At 61.4% G+C, this 19,353-nt stretch carries 14 protein-coding genes; 7 read left to right on the plus strand and 7 right to left on the minus strand.

Annotated elements, in window-relative coordinates; all coding sequences use genetic code 11:
• The 5 genes from cysN to ACOVQ0_RS03030 form a co-directional block, all read right to left on the minus strand.
• The coding region (gene cysN / locus ACOVQ0_RS03010; protein WP_421880053.1) for a sulfate adenylyltransferase subunit CysN at window positions 1-1,456 on the minus strand (1,456 nt) is incomplete at its 3' end.
• Between the two features lie 112 nt (window positions 1,457-1,568).
• Window positions 1,569-2,489 carry a sulfate adenylyltransferase subunit CysD gene (cysD, locus tag ACOVQ0_RS03015; RefSeq protein WP_421880055.1) on the minus strand — a complete coding sequence of 307 codons (921 nt, stop codon included), beginning with the start codon at window positions 2,487-2,489 and terminating at the stop codon, window positions 1,569-1,571.
• Window positions 2,490-2,606: 117 nt separating this feature from the next.
• A complete protein-coding gene (locus ACOVQ0_RS03020) occupies window positions 2,607-3,731 on the minus strand; it encodes a ThuA domain-containing protein (RefSeq protein WP_421880057.1) in 1,125 nt (374 codons plus the stop codon).
• A complete protein-coding gene (locus tag ACOVQ0_RS03025) occupies window positions 3,731-5,419 on the minus strand; it encodes a GMC oxidoreductase (RefSeq protein ID WP_421880059.1) in 1,689 nt (562 codons plus the stop codon). The genes ACOVQ0_RS03020 and ACOVQ0_RS03025 overlap by 1 nt, the downstream gene beginning before the upstream one ends.
• Window positions 5,420-5,433: 14 nt before the next feature.
• Entirely contained in the window at window positions 5,434-6,054 is a 621-nt protein-coding gene (locus ACOVQ0_RS03030) for a gluconate 2-dehydrogenase subunit 3 family protein (protein WP_421880061.1), read from the minus strand.
• Window positions 6,055-6,324: 270 nt separating this feature from the next.
• On the opposite strand from ACOVQ0_RS03030, the gene ACOVQ0_RS03035 reads away from it, so the two are divergent.
• The gene (locus ACOVQ0_RS03035) at window positions 6,325-7,305 is read left to right on the plus strand and encodes an NAD(P)H-dependent flavin oxidoreductase (protein WP_421880063.1); all 981 of its coding nucleotides are present in this window, start codon (window positions 6,325-6,327) and stop codon (window positions 7,303-7,305) included.
• 186 nt (window positions 7,306-7,491) lie between these two features.
• On the opposite strand, the gene ACOVQ0_RS03040 is transcribed toward ACOVQ0_RS03035, so the two are convergent.
• On the minus strand, window positions 7,492-8,007 hold the full coding sequence (locus ACOVQ0_RS03040) for an Lrp/AsnC family transcriptional regulator (RefSeq protein ID WP_421880065.1): 516 nt from the start codon (window positions 8,005-8,007) through the stop codon (window positions 7,492-7,494).
• Window positions 8,008-8,342: 335 nt separating this feature from the next.
• Here ACOVQ0_RS03040 and ACOVQ0_RS03045 point away from each other — a divergent pair, with 335 nt between their 5' ends.
• The 6 genes from ACOVQ0_RS03045 (at window position 8,343) to ACOVQ0_RS03070 (ending at window position 18,804) form a co-directional block, all read left to right on the plus strand.
• Window positions 8,343-11,306, plus strand: a complete 2,964-nt coding sequence (locus tag ACOVQ0_RS03045; RefSeq protein WP_421880067.1) for a TonB-dependent receptor plug domain-containing protein — start codon at window positions 8,343-8,345, stop codon at window positions 11,304-11,306.
• Window positions 11,307-11,406: 100 nt separating this feature from the next.
• Entirely contained in the window at window positions 11,407-12,990 is a 1,584-nt protein-coding gene (locus ACOVQ0_RS03050) for an amidohydrolase (protein WP_421880079.1), read from the plus strand.
• A gap of 186 nt (window positions 12,991-13,176) precedes the next feature.
• Window positions 13,177-15,393, plus strand: coding sequence for a TonB-dependent receptor (locus ACOVQ0_RS03055; RefSeq protein ID WP_421880069.1), 2,217 nt, complete (start codon window positions 13,177-13,179; stop codon window positions 15,391-15,393).
• 185 nt (window positions 15,394-15,578) lie between these two features.
• Window positions 15,579-16,790: a cytochrome P450 gene (locus ACOVQ0_RS03060; RefSeq protein ID WP_421880071.1), complete on the plus strand. Its 1,212-nt coding sequence runs from the start codon at window positions 15,579-15,581 to the stop codon at window positions 16,788-16,790.
• Window positions 16,790-17,671, plus strand: coding sequence for a helix-turn-helix transcriptional regulator (locus tag ACOVQ0_RS03065; protein WP_421880073.1), 882 nt, complete (start codon window positions 16,790-16,792; stop codon window positions 17,669-17,671). Before ACOVQ0_RS03060 ends, ACOVQ0_RS03065 begins: the two co-directional genes overlap by 1 nt.
• 20 nt (window positions 17,672-17,691) lie before the next feature.
• The gene (locus ACOVQ0_RS03070; RefSeq protein WP_421880075.1) at window positions 17,692-18,804 is read left to right on the plus strand and encodes an NAD(P)-dependent alcohol dehydrogenase; all 1,113 of its coding nucleotides are present in this window, start codon (window positions 17,692-17,694) and stop codon (window positions 18,802-18,804) included.
• Here ACOVQ0_RS03070 and ACOVQ0_RS03075 read toward each other — a convergent pair.
• On the minus strand, window positions 18,794-19,353 hold a 560-nt coding region (locus tag ACOVQ0_RS03075), incomplete at its 5' end, for a tyrosine-protein phosphatase (protein WP_421880077.1). The genes ACOVQ0_RS03070 and ACOVQ0_RS03075 overlap by 11 nt on opposite strands.

Genomic DNA, 19,353 nt, shown 5'->3' on the forward strand with positions numbered 1-19,353 from the left:
TGGCGATGGTCGATTTGCCAGACCCGGAAAGCCCGGTGAACCACAGCACCTTGGGCCGCTGGTTCTTCAGCGCAGCGTGCGCTTCACGGCTAACGTCCAGCGCCTGCCAGTGCACGTTCTGCGCGCGGCGGAGCGAGAAGTTGAGCATCCCCGCCGCAACGGTCGCGTTGGTGATCTTGTCGATCAGCACGAAGCCGCCCAGCGTGCGATTGTCGGCATAGGCTTCGAACACCAGTGACTTGTCAGTCGCAATTTCGGCCACGCCGATGGCGTTCAGCTCCAGCGTCTTGGCTGCCAGATGCTCCATCGTGTTGACGTTCACGACGTATTTCGGCTGCTGCACGGTGGCCGAAACGGTTTGCGTCGCCAGCTTCAGCCAATAGGCGCGGCCGGGGATCATCGCTTCGTCATTCAGCCAGACCAGCGTGGTTTCGAACTGGTCGGCGGCCTGCGGCGGATTGTCAGCCAGCGCGATCACATCGCCGCGCGAACAGTCCACTTCATCGGCAAGACAGATGGTGACCGATTGGCCCGCAACCGCCTGCTCCAGATCGCCGTCCAGCGTTACCACGCGGGTGACCTTGCTGGTCTTGCCCGAAGGAAGCACGCGGATTTCGTCGCCCGGCTTTACGCTGCCCGTGGCGACAAGGCCGGAGAAGCCCCGGAAATCGAGGTTGGGGCGGTTCACCCACTGCACCGGCATACGGAAAGGCTTGTCCGCATCGACCGACGACAGCACTTCCACCGTTTCGAGGTGCTCGACCAGGGTAGGGCCTTGATACCACGGAGTGTTGGCCGAACGGGTGGTGATGTTGTCGCCCTTGAAGCCGGAAATCGGCATCGCGGTGAAGTTTTCGATGCCGATCGACTTGGCGAACTCGGCATAGTCCTTGACGATCGCGTCGAACACCACCGGATCGTAGTCCACGAGGTCCATCTTGTTGACCGCAAGCACGATGTTGCGGATGCCGATCAGGTGGCACAAGTAAGAGTGGCGGCGCGTCTGCACCAGCACGCCCTTGCGCGCATCGATCAGGATCACAGCAAGATCGGCGGTAGACGCGCCGGTGATCATGTTGCGCGTATACTGTTCGTGGCCGGGGCAATCGGCGACGATGAACTTGCGTTTTTCGGTGTTGAAGAAGCGATAGGCAACGTCGATGGTGATGCCCTGTTCGCGTTCAGCGGCAAGCCCATCGACCAGCAGCGCGAAGTCGATTTCCTGCCCCTGCGTGCCCACCTTCTTGCTATCGGCCTGCAGCGCATCAAGCTGATCTTCGAAGATCATCTTCGAATCATACAGAAGGCGACCGATCAGCGTGGACTTGCCATCGTCCACCGACCCGCAGGTGATGAAGCGCAGCATGGTCTTGTGCTGGTGCTGGTCAAGATAGGCGTCGATATCCTCGGCGATGAGGGCATCGGTGACGTAGATGGGATCGGTCTGCTCGGTCATCTTGTGTTCCCTTCCCTGCTCCCCCGCGAAGGCGGGGGCCTCAGGCCGGTAAGAATGTGTTTGGAGGCACGAGGCCCCCGCCTTCGCGGGGGCACAGTTCATGCAGTAAGGCTCAGAAGTATCCCTGCTGCTTTTTCACTTCCATGCCTGCGCCGCCGGCATCCTTGTCGATGGCGCGGCCCTGGCGTTCGCTGGTGGTGGTCAGCAGCGTTTCCTGGATGACCTGCGGCAGCGTCTTCGCCTCGCTCTCCACCGCGCCGGTCAGCGGGTAGCAACCCAGCGTGCGGAAACGAATCGAGCGCATGACCGGCTCTTCGCCGGGCTGCAGCGGGAAGCGTTCGTCATCGACCATCAGCAACATGCCGTCCCGCTCGACCGTGGGGCGCTTGTCCGCGAAATAGAGCGGGACGATGGGCACGTCGTTGAGGTGGATGTACTGCCAGATATCCAGCTCGGTCCAGTTCGAGATCGGGAACACGCGGATCGATTCGCCCTTGTTCTTGCGGGCGTTGTAAAGGTTCCACAGTTCCGGGCGCTGGTTCTTCGGATCCCAACCGTGGCTGGCGGTGCGGAAGGAGAAGATGCGCTCCTTGGCCCGGCTCTTTTCCTCGTCACGCCGCGCGCCACCGAAGGCCGCATCGAAGCCATATTTGTCGAGCGCCTGCTTCAGCCCTTCGGTCTTCCACATATCGGTGTGGAGCGCGCCGTGGTCAAACGGGTTGATGCCCTTTTCGGCAGCTTCAGGGTTGTGATAGACCAGCAGGTCCATGCCGCTTTCGCGCGCCATCTTGTCGCGCAGTTCGTACATGGCCTGGAACTTCCACGTGGTGTCCACGTGCAGCAGCGGGAACGGCGGCGGCGAAGGGTAGAACGCCTTGCGCGCCAGATGCAGCATCACCGCGCTGTCCTTGCCCACCGAATAGAGCATGACGGGGTTCGTCGCCTCGGCCACGACCTCGCGCATGATGTGGATCGCCTCGGATTCAAGGCGTTCGAGATGAGTCAGTGTCTGGCGATCAAGCAGTTTGGACATATCCGGGAACTTCGCTGTTGCGGACGATGCAAGCGAGATGCCGCACTGCACCACAACGCGAAGTGCCCATATGGGAGCAAGCTACACTTCTTTTTCTTTTCGCGCTGAAAGGCTGATTTATCGGGCCTTCGCAGGGCAAGCGGCCTTGTCGGTCGCGGCCCATGTAATCGCGTTTTCCAGCAAGTGCAGATGGTTCGGCTCGCTGTAGGTTTCGGGCCGGTGGCCGATTGCCGAATAGAACATGCGACCCTTGCCGATGCAGTTCGTCCAGGCCAGCGGATGGTCCGCGCCCATGACCAGACCCGGCATCTGCGGATCGTTGGGTTCATAGGTGCTTTCATCGAGCATCAGGACGGGCGTGGCCCCGGCAAGACGCGGGCTGGACCGGAATGAATACCATTCGTCGGTCATGCGCCATTCTGCGGGCAGCCCCTTGGCCAGCGGATGGGCAGATTCCACCGCGATGCGTGCTTCCTGGAACTGCTTGCCGCGTGGGTGGCCGACAAAGCGGGCGCCCAGCAGGGTATCGGGATACCAATCCCAGAAATAGACCGGATCGCCTGCCGAGCCATGCACGCCAACGAACGCACCGCCCGCTTCGAGCCAGCCCTTGAAGGCCGCGCGCTGCGAAACGGTCAGCACGTCGCCCGAAATGTTGTTCCACAGCACCGCGTCGAACTGGCCAAGCGTTTTCGCATTGAACGCACCACCCTTGTCGGTGAAGGCCAGCGCCCAGCCCTTGCGATCCGCCATTGCGATCAGCGCGGCGTGCGCCGCATCGACCGAAGGCGTATCCTTGAAACCGTTGATCTTTTCAAAGACCAGCACATTGATCTTGCCCGGCGCCCGCGAAAGGGCGGGAACATCGTTATCGAAGCGCGCACAGCGCTTCACACGATCGGCATCGGTAACGGGTACTGTGCGCAATCCGGCATCGATTTCCGCGATTTTTGCAGCATCCGTTCCCAGAAACATCGCCGCCGATTTCACATCGAGAATGGCGGCGAAAGTCGGTGGCGTGGTGCCCGAAAACAGCGGAGGCATTGCTGCGATCTTGCCGGGAATGACCTTTTCGACCACAGCCTTTGCCTGATCGCTCAGCAGCACATCGACCAGCGGCGATGCCGCCGAAAACGGCGTGTCCCGATTGCCGCAATCGGTTACCGGGGCAGCGGCAGACGCCACCCCGGAGCCGAGAAGCACGATCGGCGCAACCGCCGTTGCCAGAAGTTTGCGCAGCATTAGAGCTTGCCTGCCTTGAGCCATTCCGCCGCATGGTGCGCGGCGCGGGCCGACATCGCCATGTAGGTGAGCGACGGATTCTGGCAGCCCGACGATGCCATGACCGCACCATCGGTGCAGAACAGGTTCGGGGCTTCGTGCGCCTGATTATAGCCGTTGAACACCGAGGTCATCGGATCGCGACCCATGCGCGCGGTGCCCATTTCGTGAATGCCAAGTCCCGGAGGCCCCGGTTGCGTGGATTGCGAAACGACCGTGCCGCCTGCGCCTTCGATCATCGCCTTACCGTCGGCAAGGATCTGCTTGGCCATCTTGCGTTCGTTGTCGCTGAAACCGACGCTGATGTTGAGCAGCGGAATGCCCCACTGGTCCTTGCGCGTCTCATCCTGAACCACACGGTTTTCCGGGTTGGGCAGCATTTCACCGAAGCCGGAAATGAACGCAACCCACGGGCCGAATTCGCGGCCGCGCTGCTTGATATCCTGACCGATGCCGGGTGCGTCTGCGCTGGGCTTTCCACCCTGACGGATGACCGCGCCCTGATAGCCATAGCCGCGCACGAAATCGCCGCCATCTTCGGTGACGTTGCGATAGCGCGGAATGTAGATGCCAGTGGGACGGCGACCGCGATAATAGCTGTCCTTCGGATATTCGGGCATCACGCCAACGGTGCTGAGCGCATACATGTGATCCATGATATTGCGCCCGACCTGATCGGACTTGTTGCACAGACCACGCGGGTTCGCTTCATTGCGCGAATTGAGCAGGATCTGCGCGGTGCCGATGGTTGAAGCATTGAGGAAAAAGACCTTCGCTTCGTAGGTCTTGCCTTCCTTGGTCTTGGCATCGATCACGCGCACCGACGTGATGCGCCCGGTCTTGGGATCCTGCACAAGGCTGTGAACGATCGCATCGGTCACGATGGTCAGGTTGCCCGTGCGCTCTGCCGCCGGAAGCGACGACGAAAGGCTGGTGTGGTTCGCGCCGAAGCTGCAGCCGCGTTCGCAGATCGAACGGTTCTGGCAGCTTGTGCGGCCGAGTTCCTCGTGATGGGGCTGGGCGACCGAGAGGTTGGCGTTGCGCCCGATGATCACCTTGCGGCCGGGGAAGTTCTGTTCGACCGAAGCCTTGAACAGCTTCTCGGCGTCATTCATTTCCCACGCGGGCAGGAATTCGCCATCGGGAAGCTGGGGCAGGTTTTCCTTGCTGCCCGAAACGCCGATGAACTTTTCGATGTGGCTGTACCACGGGGCCAGATCATCATAACGGATCGGCCAGTCAACGCCGTGGCCGTCCTTGGCGTTCGCCTCGAAATCCATTGGCGAAAGGCGATAGGACTGGCGCCCCCACATGATCGAGCGCCCGCCAAGGTGGTAGCCGCGAATCCATGTGAACGGCCGTTCTTCCGGCGTGATATAGGGGTGGTCGCTGTCCTTCACCCAGAACTGCTTGGTAGCGGCGTTCAGCGCATAGCACTGCCCCTGCACGGGATAGTCGCGCGCCAGTTCTTCTTCGGGCACTGCGTTGTTGTTGGGCAGTTCCCACGGCGATTGGGTGTCATTGTAGTCGGTAACGTGTTCAACCTTGCGGCCACGCTCCAGCAGGAGAACCTTCAGGCCCCGCTCGGCAAGTTCCTTGGCGGAAATCCCGCCGCTCATCCCCGAACCGATCACGATTGCATCAAACATGGGTCTTACTCGCTTCAGAAAGGGCCAAGGCCGAGGAACGGACGCGATTTCGCCGTCAGTTTGAGCGATGGCTCATACTTGCCGGGCACGTGTTCGTAGACCAGTTCGGTCGCGGTCGCTTCGGGGCTGTAATAGTAGAGATCGACGACAAGATCCTTGAGCCGCAGATAGCCGGGATCGACCACCGCCACCGTCTTGGTGAAGGGGAATTTCCCCGAAGCGACTGTCTGCCCTGTCTTGGCCAGCGCTGCGGCATCATGGGCGCGCAGGAAGGTTTCCCGGTCCTTCACCGAAAGAGCGGCGAAACCCTTCCCCTTGGCCGAACGAGCGGCATCATCGATGCGCTTGAGCGCTCCAAGAAGCTCTTCGCGCGTTGCAGGCGCAGCCCAGTTGCCCAGCATCGCATCCAGACGCTGCGGCACTTTTGCTGCCAGCGCGCCGGGGGTATCGGTCTTGGGCAGGATGGTATCGGCCACTGCCGAAAGCAGCGCCATCTGGCCTGCCGGAAGATAGGGCTTTGCGCTTGCCAGCGCCTGCGCGAACACGTCGGCCGGAAGCGCCGTCGCTCCCAGCAGCAGCGCGATACGCGCAATGGCTCCGCGCCGGTTCACGTGCGCGTCCGTGGCTTCGATCATCGGATGTATATTCCTCTCGCTCCACCGGATGACATTCCCCCATGCGACTCTGCGCAGTTACGGGATTCCCACCAGTGATTGCGGGAACCTAGCCAATTGGCAGCGCTGGTCAAGGTAACGGTCACATAAATTGACAGCGTTGCCTGAATTTTCTGTCAGACCTCTGCAAAGCGCCATTCCTGAGGCCGTCTGTCAGGTCTGCGAGGTTGCGGGGCAACCGTCATGCTGCAACTGTGCCCACACATCATAAGACATGGGCGAGGGAAGAGCATGGCCATCAAGACACGCATCACCGAAATGCTGGGGATCGAACATCCCATCGTGCAGGGTGGCATGATGAATGTGGGCTATGCCGAACTTGCCAGCGCCGTTTCCAACGCGGGCGGGCTTGGCATCATCACCGCGCTGACGCAGCCCACCCCGGATGCCCTGCGGGACGAGATCGAGCGCACCAAGGCCATGACGGCAAAACCTTTCGGCGTGAACATGACGATCTTCCCCACCGTCAATTCCCCCGATTACAAGGCCTATGCGCAGGCGATCATCGATGGCGGGGTGAAGATCGTGGAGACGGCGGGCACGCAGGCCGTGCGCGAGATCTGGGAAATGCTGAAACCCCACGGGGTGACCATCCTGCACAAATGCACCGCCGTGCGCCACGCGCTATCGGCGGAACGTGCCGGGTGCGACGTGATTTCGATCGACGGCTTCGAATGCGCCGGCCATCCGGGCGAGGATGACATTCCCGGCCTGATCCTCATTCCCGCAGCCGCTGACAAGGTGAAGATTCCCCTGCTGGCCAGTGGAGGCTTTGGCGATGGGCGCGGGCTGGTGGCGGCGCTTTCGCTTGGCGCAGAAGGCATCAACATGGGCACACGCTTTTGTGCCACGCAGGAAGCCCCGATTCACGAAAACGTGAAGCAGGCCTATATCGACAATGACGAACGCGGCAGCTTCCTCATATTCCGCAACTTCAAGAACACCGCCCGCGTCGGACGCAGCGAAGTGTCCGAAGAAGTGGTGCGTCGCCTGTCAAAACCAGACGCGAAGTTTGAAGACGTTCAGGAACTGGTCAACGGCCGCGCGGGCAAGGCGCTGCTCGAAACCGGCGATCTTTCCAAGGGCGTGTTCTGGGCCGGGATGGTGCAGGGCCTGATTCATGACGTGCCCACCTGCCAGCAACTGATAGACCGCATCATGGGCGATGCGGAAGGCATCATTCGTGGGCGTTTGAGCGGTTTGCTGGCCTGATGAAAAGGCCGGTCGCGGCGCTTATCCCATTCGGTAAAGTAACTGGACAACCGCCATCCTTGTAACTTGCATTCATCCCCGTAGCATACAGAGTGTTTGGGGGCTTGGGCGGGACGGTCGTTTCATCCTAACGAGTTCAGAGTGACGAATTTTGGCTGTTGCGGACGATGGTTGCAGGGACATCGGTCAGCGCGCCTTGCGCGGTTTGCCGGGGCGACCGCGTTCGAAAATGATCGGGATGGTGGAACGCTGCGCCACTTCGCGCAGGATGAAGCTGCTGCGGATCTTGGCGACGTGGGGGAGGTTCGACAGTTCCTTGCGATAGATCGTGTCGTATTCGTCCAGCGAACTGACGTGAACGATCAGCAGGAAATCCGTGTCACCCGATATGAATCCGCAATAGGACATCGACGGGCATTTGATCACTTCCTGTTCGAATTCGTTGAGGATCTGTTCTGCCTGGCTGCGCAGTTCGATCATCACCACGACCACGCCCGAGAACCCCAGCGCTTCTAGCGAAAGCTGCGCGCGGTAGCCGGTAATGATCCCCGCTTCCTCCATGATTCGCCGCCTGCGGGCCACAGCCGTGCTGGAAAGGTTGAGCTGTTCGCCCAGCGCGACATCGGTGCTGCGCCCGTCTGCCGAGAGAAATTCGAGGATTCGAAAATCCACCTCATCCAGATCGAGCGTTGGAGAATTCATCGAAAAATCCTGATTCCGGTTTCGGGATGAAGATTCATGCGGCCCAAAAGGGCTGATTCATTCAAAATCTGAATATCGCGGTGGAAGATATCGCCATCCTTGAAGAAGTGATGAGGACTGCAGCGACACCACCCTGTCAACGCCCAAATCCACCCTTTTGCAAAAAGGGTTTTGCCAAGCCGATGTTTCTTGAATAGCCATCGGAATCAGGGATGCACAACGACTTTTGCAAATAAAAATGCATAAATAAATAATGGGAGATGAAAGGAGAAAATTGTTACTTAAAAATGGGGGTTTTTATGCAGCATTATTCGGACAAATCATCGGTCCGTAACTTGACCTTTTCAAGAATGCTGCTGTGCAGCGCATCGCTGGCCTGCCTTGGCCTGCCATCACTGGCCACCGCGCAATCAACCGATGTTGCGCCGCAGGCGGCCGACGAGCCAGTTTTCGAAGAAGCGCCGGGTGACCAGATCACCGTCACCGGATCACGCATCGTCCGCGATGGCTATGATGCGCCAACCCCGGTCAGCGTGGTCAGCACCAAGGAGCTGAAGTCCGAAGCGCCGGCCAACATTTCCGATTTCGTCAACACGCTGCCCGCCGTGCGCGGATCGACCACTGCGGCCAGCACCAACGGTTCGCTTTCGAACGGGGCAGCGGGCGTGAACAGCGTGAACCTGCGTGCATTGGGCGCGGCGCGCACGCTGGTGCTGTTCGACGGGCAACGTTCGGTCGCTTCGACCACCACCGGTTCGGTGGACGTGAACACGTTCCCGCAGGCACTGATCCAGCGGGTGGAAGTGGTGACGGGCGGTGCATCGTCCGCCTATGGTTCCGACGCGGTTTCGGGTGTGGTGAACTTCATCCTCAACAAGGAATTCACCGGCCTTGCCGCCGAATACGAACACGGCGTGACCACATACGGCGATGGCCCGAACCACAAGTTTTCCGCCACGGTGGGCAAGCCCTTTGCCGAAGGGCGCGGTCATGTGATCCTTTCTGCAGAACACTTCACGCAGACCGGCATCCAGTCCATCGACCGCGACTGGAACGACAGCGGCTTCTTTCTGGCCAACAACCCGGCTTACAGCGCATCGGCCTGCACCGACAGCAGCGCGGCCACGGCCTGCGTCAACGAGTTCCTGATCTCGTCCGGCATTGGCACCGGCCAGTTCACGCCAGGCGGGTTGGTCAGCACCGGCCCGTTGCGCGGCACCTATTTCGGATCGATCGATCCTGCCACCGGCAAGGCTACGGTGAACAAGCTGGCGTTTGGCACCACCAGCGGACAATGGATGGTCGGCGGCGATCTTGACATCACGACCGAAGGCCATCGCGGCAGTGCCACCTTGCAGCCATCGGAAAAGCGGACGTCTGCTTTCGGGCGGCTGAGCTATGAATTTTCGCCAGCGTTCAACCTGTTCGGCCAGTTCGCCTATAGCAAGTACAATGGCCAGAGCTATTACCAGCAGACGCCGACCACCGGCGTGACGATCCAGCGCGACAATGCTTTTCTGCCGGATTCGGTGCGCGCTGCGATGGTGACCAACAACCTGAACTCCATCCAGATCGGCACCAGCAACATCTTCCTGCCGCCGCAGGGCAGTGACAACACGCGCGAGGTCTATCGCTATGTCGCAGGGGGCAGCGGCGAATTTGGCGCGATGGGCGCCGAATGGAAGTGGGATGGATATTACCAGCTTGGCAAGACCAAGACCAACGAACTGCTGACCAACGCCTGGAACATCGCGCGCATGGCGGCGGCAACCGATGCCGTGGTGGCGCAGGCGGGCAACGTGGGCGGATATGCGGCGGGCACCATCGTTTGCCGTATCAACGTGGACACCAACACTGCCAACGACGACCGCGCCTGCGTTCCGCTGAACCGCATCGGCACCAACGGCGCTTCGCAGGCTGCCATCGACTATGTGCTGTACAATGGCCTTCAGCCGCTGCGCAAACAGGAGCTGAAGCAGGAAGTTGCGGCGCTGAGCTTTTCCACCAACAACCTGTTCGATCTGTGGGCAGGCCCGGTTTCGCTGGCATTTGGCGGTGAATATCGCAAGGAATCGGTGACCGGAACGGTGGACGACCTGTTCCGCCCCCGCGTGGCCAACGGGGTGACGACGGGCACCTGGATCTATGGCAACTATCTGCCCACGGTCGGTTCGTACAACGTGAAGGAAGGCTTTATCGAAACCATTGTGCCGCTGATGGATGGCATGGATCTGAACGGTGCGGCACGCGTGACCGATTATTCCACATCGGGCACCGTCGCCACATGGAAGCTGGGCCTGACCTGGCAGATCAGTGATGACGTGAAGTTCCGCAGCACGGTTTCACGCGATATCCGCGCGCCCAATCTTTCGGAACTGTTCGCGCCGGGCACGGGACGCACGAACACGGTCAACGTGCCGCAGCCCAATGGCACCGTGGCCGCCAACCAGTTCAACGAATCCACTGTTGGCAATCCCGATCTGAAGCCGGAAGTGGCCAAGACATACGGCGCTGGCTTTGTGCTGACGCCGCAGTTCATCCCCGGCTTTGCGATGTCGGTCGATTACTACAAGATCGACCTTTCCGGATCGATCGACTCGCTTACCGCGCAGACGCTGACCGACCAGTGCTATCTCCAGCAGATCGCCAGTTCGTGTTCGTTCATATCGACCACCGGCGGACGCGGGGTGACCACCCCGGGGCTGGCGGTGACCAGCATCGAGATCAAACCTACCAACTTCGTCAGCCTCGAAACCAGCGGGCTTGATCTGGAGGCCAGCTATCGTCGCCAGATCGGCGCGGGCAACTTTACGCTGCGCGCGCTGGCCAGCCACGCGATCGAACTGGTGACCAACAACGGCGTGACGCTGCAGACCGATGCGGCGGGGCAGAACACCGGCTCTCTGCCCAAGTGGACCTATCGCATCACCGCAGCGTATGAATTCGACAGCGGGTTCAGCATTCAGGGCGTGGCGCGCGGGGTTTCGGGCGGGGTTTACAACAACAACTACGTGACCTGCACCACCGACTGCCCGCTTTCCACCGCAGACCGACGCACGGTGAACCTCAATTCCATCCCCGGCGCGTTCTACTTCGACATGAACGCCAGCTACAACTTCGAGGTGGCGGGCGTGGCGACGCAGGCGTTCCTTTCGGTCCGCAACCTGACGAACAAGGACCCGGTGCTGGTGGCCAATGGCCCGACGGGCAACAACACGCCCGCCTATCCGCAGACCAACCGTGCGCTTTACGATGTGCTGGGCCGCGTATTCCGCATGGGCCTTCGGATCAAAATGTAAGGCGCATCAAGATGTGAGGGTGCGGTTCCGGGGGGCTGCGGTGCGGCGCCCCGGACCGTCACGAAGTTCAACAGTCCCCCCTTGGGAGCAAGATGTGATGATGAAGAAGGCGGCTCTATCCACTCTGGCCCTGCTGATGGCCAGCACTCCGCTGAGCGTTGAGGCCAAGGCGCCTGCAGCGCTCAAGACCGAGGCATCGGCGCTGATCGACGGCAATGCCAAGCTGGTGCAGGAAATGGTCGATTCCGTGTTCAGCTTTCAGGAGCCGGGCTTTCAGGAGTTCCAGACTGCCGAATACCTGACCAGCATTCTGGCCAAGAACGGCTTCACCATCACCAAGGGCGTAGCGGGTATTCCATCGGCATGGACCGCGACGTGGAGCAATGGCGATGGGCCGGTCGTGGCGCTGGGGTCTGACGTGGACGGGTTGCTCGGCCTTTCGCAGGTGCCGGGCGTGCCGCAGATCAAGCCGCTGATCCCCGGCGCGCCGGGGCATGGCGAAGGGCACAATTCGGGTATGCCGCTGATCGTTGCTGCCGCGCTTGCCACCAAGGAAGTGATGACCAAGCATGGCATCAAGGGCAAGCTGATGCTGTGGCCGGGCGTGGCCGAAGAACTGCTGGCGACCAAGGCCTATTACGTGCGGGCGGGGCTGTTCAAGGACGTGGATGTTTCGATCTTCACCCACGTGGCCTCCAGCTTTGGCACCAGCTATGGCGATTCCGGCAACAACGGGATGGTCTCGGTCGAATACAACTTCAAGGGCATCACATCCCACGCGGCGGGCGCGCCGTGGTCCGGGCGCAGCGCGCTGGACGGGGCGGAACTGATGAACATCGCGTGGAACATGCGGCGCGAGCATCTGCCGCTGACGCAGCGTTCGCACTATGTGATCACCAACGGCGGCGGCCAGCCAAACATCGTGCCGGGCGAAGCGACGGTGTGGTACTATTTCCGCGAACAGACCTTCGATTCCATCCGCAAGCTGTATGAAACCGGCAATGAGATTTCGGAGGCAGCGGCCAAGGCCACCGGCACCACCGTTTCGCGCCGCGTGCTGGGCTATGCCGCGCCCAACTATGGCAACAAGCCGCTGGCCGAAGCCGCATATGAAAACATCAAGCTGGTGGGTATGCCCAAGTGGTCTGCCGACGATCAGGCCTTTACCAAGGCGGTGCAGGAATCGCTGAAGTTCAAGATTGCGCCGCTGAAGACCGAAGTCGATCCGCTGTCATCGCCCGAAACGCGCGAGAAATCGATGGGCGGCGGGTCTGACGATATCGGCGATATCATGTGGACCGTGCCGACGATCACGATCCGCTTTCCGTCGAACATACCCAGCATGATCGGCCACAACGTGACATCGGCCATCGCGATGGCAACGCCCGTTGCGCACAAGGGCGCGGTGGCAGGCGCGAAGGCCGTGGCGCTGACCGTGCTGGACGTGATGACGACGCCCAAGCTGGTGAGCGACGCCAAGACCTACTTCAAGACGGTGCAGACCAAGGACCAGAAGTACGATCCCGTGCTGACGCCGGAAGACCAGCCTGCCATCCATCTGAACAAGGATCTGATGGAGCGCATCCGGCCTGAGTTGAAGAAATACAACTACGATCCGGCCAAGTACCCGACCTATCTGGATCAGCTTGGCATCAAGTACCCGACGTTGAAGCCTGCATCGTAAGAGTCGCATCGCTTCATAGCCTTCGTCACCCTGAAGCCATTCAGGGTGACGAAGCAGGACGGCCAAAGGCGCCCCACAGCGCAAGAAATGTCAAATCTCGGAACAGCCCGGTCTAAAGCCTGCGCGCCCTTGCGCGGGTAGTCTGGGGGCAAGAGGCTTATAAAAGCCGGTTCTTGGGAGAGACATATGATGCCATCACGGCCTTTCGCCTGCGCTTTTGCGCTGGCCCTTTCGTGCACCGTTTCACCACTGGCGATGGCGCAGGATGCGCAGCCGGACGATGACGGCAACGCCGATATCGTGGTTACCGCACAGCGGCGCGAACAATCGCTGCTGGACGTGCCGCTGGCGGTGACGGCGCTGGGCGGAGACAGTCTGGCCGAACGCGGCGTCACCAATTCGGCGCAATTGGGCGATGCAGTGCCGAACCTGCAGATCAACAGCCCCTATGGCAACACGCAGCCCAACTTTTCGCTACGCGGGATCGGCGTGGCGAACGAATACAACAGCAACCAGGCATCGCCGGTGGGCGTCTATCTGGATGACGTATATCTTGCGCCACGCACCAGCCACGGCATGGGCCTGTTCGATCTTGACCGGATCGAAGTGCTGCGCGGGCCGCAGGGCACGCTGTTTGGCCGCAACACCACTGGCGGCGCGGTGAACTTCATCACAAAGAAGCCCGATCTTTCCGGCTCCAACGGCTATCTCCAGTTGGGCTATGCCAATTTCGACACATTCACCGCGCAGGGCGCCGCCGAAACCACGCTGAGCGAGGACAAGCTGGGCCTGCGCGTGGCGGCGAACTATGCCAAGGGCGATGGGCAGATCCGCAACGTCTTTCCCGGCGGGCGCGATGCGGCTTCGACTGATACATTGCAGGGCCGCGTTGCGCTGCGTGCGAAGCCGACCGAAACACTGGATATCACCCTGCGCGCCTATGGCGGGCGCGACCGGGGCACGCAGGCGGCGGTGCATGGCCTTGGCGTATTCCGCACGGGGCTGGGCTTCTTCGAGATCAACGAAAACCGCGTTGGCGTGAACCGCACCGACGCCTGGGGTTTTTCGGCCAACGTGGCGCTGGAACTGAGCGATACGCTAAGCGTGACATCGATCACCAGCTATGACGGCGGCAGCCAGAACCTGCAGCAGGCGGCAGACGGCGCGCCGCTGGACATTCTCGACATCAACTGGCGTTCGCAATACCGCCAGTTCAGCGAGGAACTGCGCGCCAATTACGATGGCGATGGCGTCAGCTTCGTCGGCGGGCTGTTCTATGGCTGGGACCGGAACGTTACCGACAACACATTCAACCTGCCGCTGCCCCCGGCGGGCGGGTTCTTCCAGCACTACCGGCAGGTGCGCAACAGCTATGCCGTGTTCGGGCAGGCCGATATCGATCTGGCCGACAAGTTAGTGCTGACATTGGGTGCGCGTTATACCCACGATACGTCGGGGTATGATGATGCCCATGCCAACCTGTTCATCGGCGCAGTCGGCGCGGCGCAGACGCCGATTGCAACGACGGTGCCCTGCGCAGGCGTGGCCGGCACCTGCGCCTATGATCCGACCGCGCGCTTTGCGCTATCGGACAAGAACGATGCGCTGACCGGGCGCGTTGCGCTGAGCTATACGTTCGACAGCGGGATGCTGGTCTATGCCAGCTACAATCGCGGCTATCGTGCAGGCGCAGTCAACGGGGGCGGCTATACCTCGTCCGCAGGCATCGGCTATATCAAGCCGGAGCGGGTTAACGCCTATGAAGTGGGAATCAAGGGCCGCGCCGGTGGCCGGTTGCTGACATATGCGGCATCGGCGTTCTATTACGACTACACCAACCAGCAATTGCAGGACACGCGCGCGGGGCCGGTATCGTTCCTGGTGAACGCGCCGAAATCCGAAGTCTATGGACTGGAAGTGGAAACCACGCTGCGCCCGGTGGATGGGCTGCGGGTAGATGCATCGCTGGGCCTGCTCCATTCCAAATACAAGCAACTGACGCTGCAGGGCGCCAACCTTTCAGGCAACGATCTGCCCTTTGCCCCGCGCATGACGGCGCAGTTCGGGTTCGAATGGGACATGGTGGATGTGGGTGGCGGCACGCTGACCTTTGCACCGAACATGGCCTATTCCAGCCGCCAGTTCTTTTCGCCCTTCAATGAAGCCAATGCGCCAGGCACCGGCCAGATCAACAGCGAATTGCAGCAGGGGGCCAATGCCCGCGTGAACGCGGCGCTAAGCTGGAGCAATGACGCAATCACCGTGCGCGCTTTTGCCAACAACCTCTTCAACCGCAAACTCTATGGCTATGGTCTGGACCTGCGCGGGGCGGGGTTCCCCTACAACTTCCTCGTCCCCGCTGCGCCGCGCACCTATGGCGCCAGCATCCGTTACAGTTTCTAAGATGGCGATTATGCCGATCTCGGACACGTATCGTCATTGCGAGGAGGTGAAGCCGACGAAGCAATCCAGAGTCGGCCTGAAACGCTCTGGATTGCTTCTCCTCGCTACGCGAGGCTCGCAATGACGACAGCGAAAAGTGCGTGTTGGCTATCCATACAATCGCTTCTAATATGGCGGGGGCATCCATGATCGATCTGAAGAATCCCGATCTTTACGTCGGCGGGATGCCCTATGCGGGCTTTGCGGACTTGCGCACCGCAGGCCCGGTGCGCTGGAACCCGGAGGTTGATGGCGCAGGCTTCTGGGCGGTGCTGGGTTATGAAGAGATCGTGGCCGTATCGCGCCAGCCCGATCTCTTCTCATCCGCTTATGAAAACGGCGGGCACCGCATTTTCAATGAAAACGAGGTGGGGCTGACCGGGGCAGGGGAATCCGCCATCGGCATTCCCTTCATCTCGCGCGATCCACCCACGCACACGCAATATCGCAAGTTCGTGATGCCCGCGCTTTCGCCCGCGCGGTTGCAGGGGATCGAGGAGCGGATTGCCGAAAGGGTGACGCGCCTGTTCGCGCAAGTGCCGCTGGGCGAGGCGGTGGACATCCTGCCGCTGCTGACCGTGCCGCTGCCCCTGCTTACACTGGCCGAACTGTTGGGCGTGCCCGCCGACATGTGGCACGATCTGCACCGCTGGACCGATGCCTTCGTGGGTGAGGACGACCCGGACTTTCGCCAGTCACCGCAAGCGATGCAGGCGGTTCTGGGCGAATTCATGGCCTTTGCTGCAGCCCTGTTTGAGGACCGGCGTGCCAATCCGGGGCCGGACATCGCATCGCTGCTGGCCAATGCCGAGATCAGGGGCGAGCCAGTGCCGCTGGGTGACTTCATCGGCAATCTGATACTTGCGCTGGTGGGCGGCAACGAGACGACGCGCAATTCGATCAACCATTCCATCATCGCCTTTGCGGCCAACCCTGAACAGTGGGAGGCGCTGCGCGCCGATCCTGCACTGCTGCCCGGCGCGGTGAAGGAAATGGTGCGCCACGCCAGCCCGGTGATCCACATGCGCCGCACCGCCATGCGCGATACGGAACTTGGCGGGAAGGCCATCCGCAAGGGTGACAAGGTGGTGGTGTTCTATCCCGCCGGAAACCGCGATCCTGCCGCATTTGCCGACCCTGACCGGTTCGATATCGCGCGGCCTGTTCGCCAGCATCTGGCCTTCGGATCGGGCACGCACGTTTGTGTGGGATCGCGTCTGGCTGAAATGCAATTGCGGCTGGCCTTTGCCGAAATGGCGCGTCATGTTCGCACCTTCGAGATCGTGGGAGAGCCGAGCCGGGTACGGTCGAACTTCATCAACGGTTTCAAACGGCTGGAGGTAAAACTGGTGCCGTGATGGGTGAGACGGTCTGGGACAACAAGGCAATCATCTGCGACGTTCTGGGCCGCGCCCCGGATGTCGAGATGGGTTCCATCGGTGATGGCTGGTCGCTGTGCCGGTGGCGGCAGTTCGTTGGTGCCTATACCCTGCCAGCCCTGCCGCAGCCGATCTTTACCGTACATATCGCGGGCAAGCCGCAGGTCAAAACGTGGGATAACGGTAGCTGGACCGAAACCAGTTCCATCCCCGGTTGCGCCACGATCGTGCCTGCCGGAATGCCCACCGGCTGGCTGGTGGATGGCGAACTGGACGTGGTTACGCTGTCGATGTCGTCAGACGTGCTGGCCGGGCAGGCCCATACCGACCAGTTCAACCGGATGCGCTTTGCCTTTGCCGATCCGCTGGGTGTGGCGCTGACGCGTCAGATACTGGCGGAAATCTATGCCCCGCAGGCGGACGAGCGCACCGCCTATGTTTCGGCAATGGTCAACGCGCTGAAGGCGCACATCCTTTCCGGCCCGCCCGCGCATGGCAATCCGCTGGACATTCCGGTATCGGACTTTTCCGCCTATCGCCTGCACAAGATCATGAACGCCATTCTGGCCGATCCGGCGGCCGAACACAGCCTTGAAGCGATGGCAGCGGTGGCAGGGGTCACGCCTTCGCACTTCTGCCGCCTGTTCAAGAAGGCAATTGGCATCACGCCGCACCAATATGTCATGAAAGCGCGCCTCGACCGGGCGCAGCAGATGTTGGTACAGACAGACCTGAGCCTTGCCGCCCTTTCAGAAGCGGCGGGCTTTGCCAGCCAGAGCCATTTCAGCCGGGCGTTCCGGGGATGGTTCGGCATGGCGCCAAGCGATTTTCGCCATCAGGAACGGCGCCATTTGAGCTGAGAGGGAAAAGGAGAGGTACGATGGCACAAGCCACAGCAGCCGTGGTGCGCGAACCCGGCGGCGCGTTTTCGCTTGAGACGATTGATGTGGAAGAACCCCGCGCGGGCGAAGTGCGCGTGCGCATTGCGGGGGTTGGCCTGTGCCACACCGATCTGATCTTCCGCGATCAGTTTGCTCCCTTTGCCCTGCCGGGCGTGCTGGGCCACGAAGGCGCGGGCGTGATCGAGGCCGTGGGTGAAGGCGTGGAAGGCCTTGCCGTGGGTGATGAGGTCGTCGTCGGCTTTTCAAGCTGTGGCGCGTGCCCGCGCTGCGCCGAACACCTGCCGAGCTATTGCCAGAGCTTCGTGCCACTGAACTACGCCGGGATGCGGCTTGAGGATGGATCGACCGCCTATGCCAAGGAGGGCGAGCGGGTGACCTCGCACTTCTTCGGCCAATCGTCCTTCAGCGCGCTTACTGTCACGCGCGCGCGCAATGTGGTGAAGGTGGATACGTCGAAGGTTCCGCTCGAACTGCTGGGGCCGCTGGGCTGCGGGTTCCAGACCGGGGCGGGCGGGGTGATCAATTCGCTGGCCTGCCCGGCAGGATCGAGCATCGCGGTGTTTGGCGGCGGGCCGGTGGGACTGGCCGCCGTGATGGGCGCGGTGATCCAGGGGTGTGAGACCATTGTGCTGGTCGAACCGGTGGCGGCGCGGCGCGACATCGCGCTGGAACTGGGCGCGACGCATGTGATCGATCCGGGTGCAGTGGGCAACCTTGCCGAGGCATTGCGTGCCATCGCGCCTGCCGGGCTGGACTTTGCGTTCGATACATCGGGCGTGGTGGCGGTGATCGAGGCAGGACTTGCCGCGCTGGGCAGCCACGGCGCCATCGGACTGGTCGGCGTTCCTGCAAAGCCTGAAGCCGCGATCAACGTCAACATCGCCGCGCTGATGACGCCGGGGCACCGCATTATCGGCATCATCGAGGGCGACAGCGACCCGCAGACATTCATTCCCGAACTGATCGCGCATCACGCCGCAGGCCGCTTCCCTTTCGACCGGCTGATCAGGACGTTCCCGCTGGCGCAGATCAATGAAGCGCTGGCGGCACAGGCGCGGGGAGAGTGCATCAAGGTGGTGCTTATTCCCTAGGCGGCGTGAGGAACTTGGCTTTCAGCGCTTCGATTTCCGCCGGGGTCAGGCCAAGGCCTTTCGTCGCATAGGCATCGAGCGAACCATAGACGCGCTCGACTTCGGCAAAGGCCGCTTCGATATAGGCGGGTTTGACGATCAGTACGGGTTCCAGAAAGGCCGGGTTGATGGGGTGGCCCGATTTTGCCACCGCCGCCAGCGTTGCCGCGTTCTTGGCTTCGAGCCGCGTATTGCTGAGCAGGTAGTCCTGCATTACGGTTTCACCCGGCACGCCAAGCAGGCCGAGGACGACCGCGCTGGCCCAACCGGTGCGGTCCTTGCCGGCGGTGCAGTGATAGATCACCGGCCCATCGGCGGCGATCATCGTGCGGATCAGCGTGGCGTAGGATTTGCGGGCGCTGGGGAGCGTCACGAATTCGCGGTTGGCGGCGATCAGCAGCGCCTCGCCCTTGCCGCTGGCGATCTGCGCCATTGCCTGACGCATGTCTCCGCCAAGGGATTTGGTGCTGTCTGCCGCCACATCGAGCACCAGATAGTCGGCACCTGCCG

The sequence above is a fragment of the Novosphingobium sp. genome, from assembly GCF_049240505.1.
Taxonomy (GTDB): domain Bacteria; phylum Pseudomonadota; class Alphaproteobacteria; order Sphingomonadales; family Sphingomonadaceae; genus Novosphingobium.

Coding starts and splice junctions, on each gene's coding strand:
- ACOVQ0_RS03040 (WP_421880065.1), bottom strand. CDS start 8,007: ATGAATTCTCCAACGCTCGATCTGGATGAGGTGGATTTTCGAATCCTC.
- ACOVQ0_RS03020 (WP_421880057.1), bottom strand. CDS start 3,731: ATGCTGCGCAAACTTCTGGCAACGGCGGTTGCGCCGATCGTGCTTCTC.
- ACOVQ0_RS03055 (WP_421880069.1), top strand. CDS start 13,177: ATGATGCCATCACGGCCTTTCGCCTGCGCTTTTGCGCTGGCCCTTTCG.
- ACOVQ0_RS03065 (WP_421880073.1), top strand. CDS start 16,790: ATGGGTGAGACGGTCTGGGACAACAAGGCAATCATCTGCGACGTTCTG.
- ACOVQ0_RS03050 (WP_421880079.1), top strand. CDS start 11,407: ATGAAGAAGGCGGCTCTATCCACTCTGGCCCTGCTGATGGCCAGCACT.
- cysD (WP_421880055.1), bottom strand. CDS start 2,489: ATGTCCAAACTGCTTGATCGCCAGACACTGACTCATCTCGAACGCCTT.
- ACOVQ0_RS03030 (WP_421880061.1), bottom strand. CDS start 6,054: ATGATCGAAGCCACGGACGCGCACGTGAACCGGCGCGGAGCCATTGCG.
- ACOVQ0_RS03070 (WP_421880075.1), top strand. CDS start 17,692: ATGGCACAAGCCACAGCAGCCGTGGTGCGCGAACCCGGCGGCGCGTTT.
- ACOVQ0_RS03025 (WP_421880059.1), bottom strand. CDS start 5,419: ATGTTTGATGCAATCGTGATCGGTTCGGGGATGAGCGGCGGGATTTCC.
- ACOVQ0_RS03060 (WP_421880071.1), top strand. CDS start 15,579: ATGATCGATCTGAAGAATCCCGATCTTTACGTCGGCGGGATGCCCTAT.
- ACOVQ0_RS03035 (WP_421880063.1), top strand. CDS start 6,325: ATGGCCATCAAGACACGCATCACCGAAATGCTGGGGATCGAACATCCC.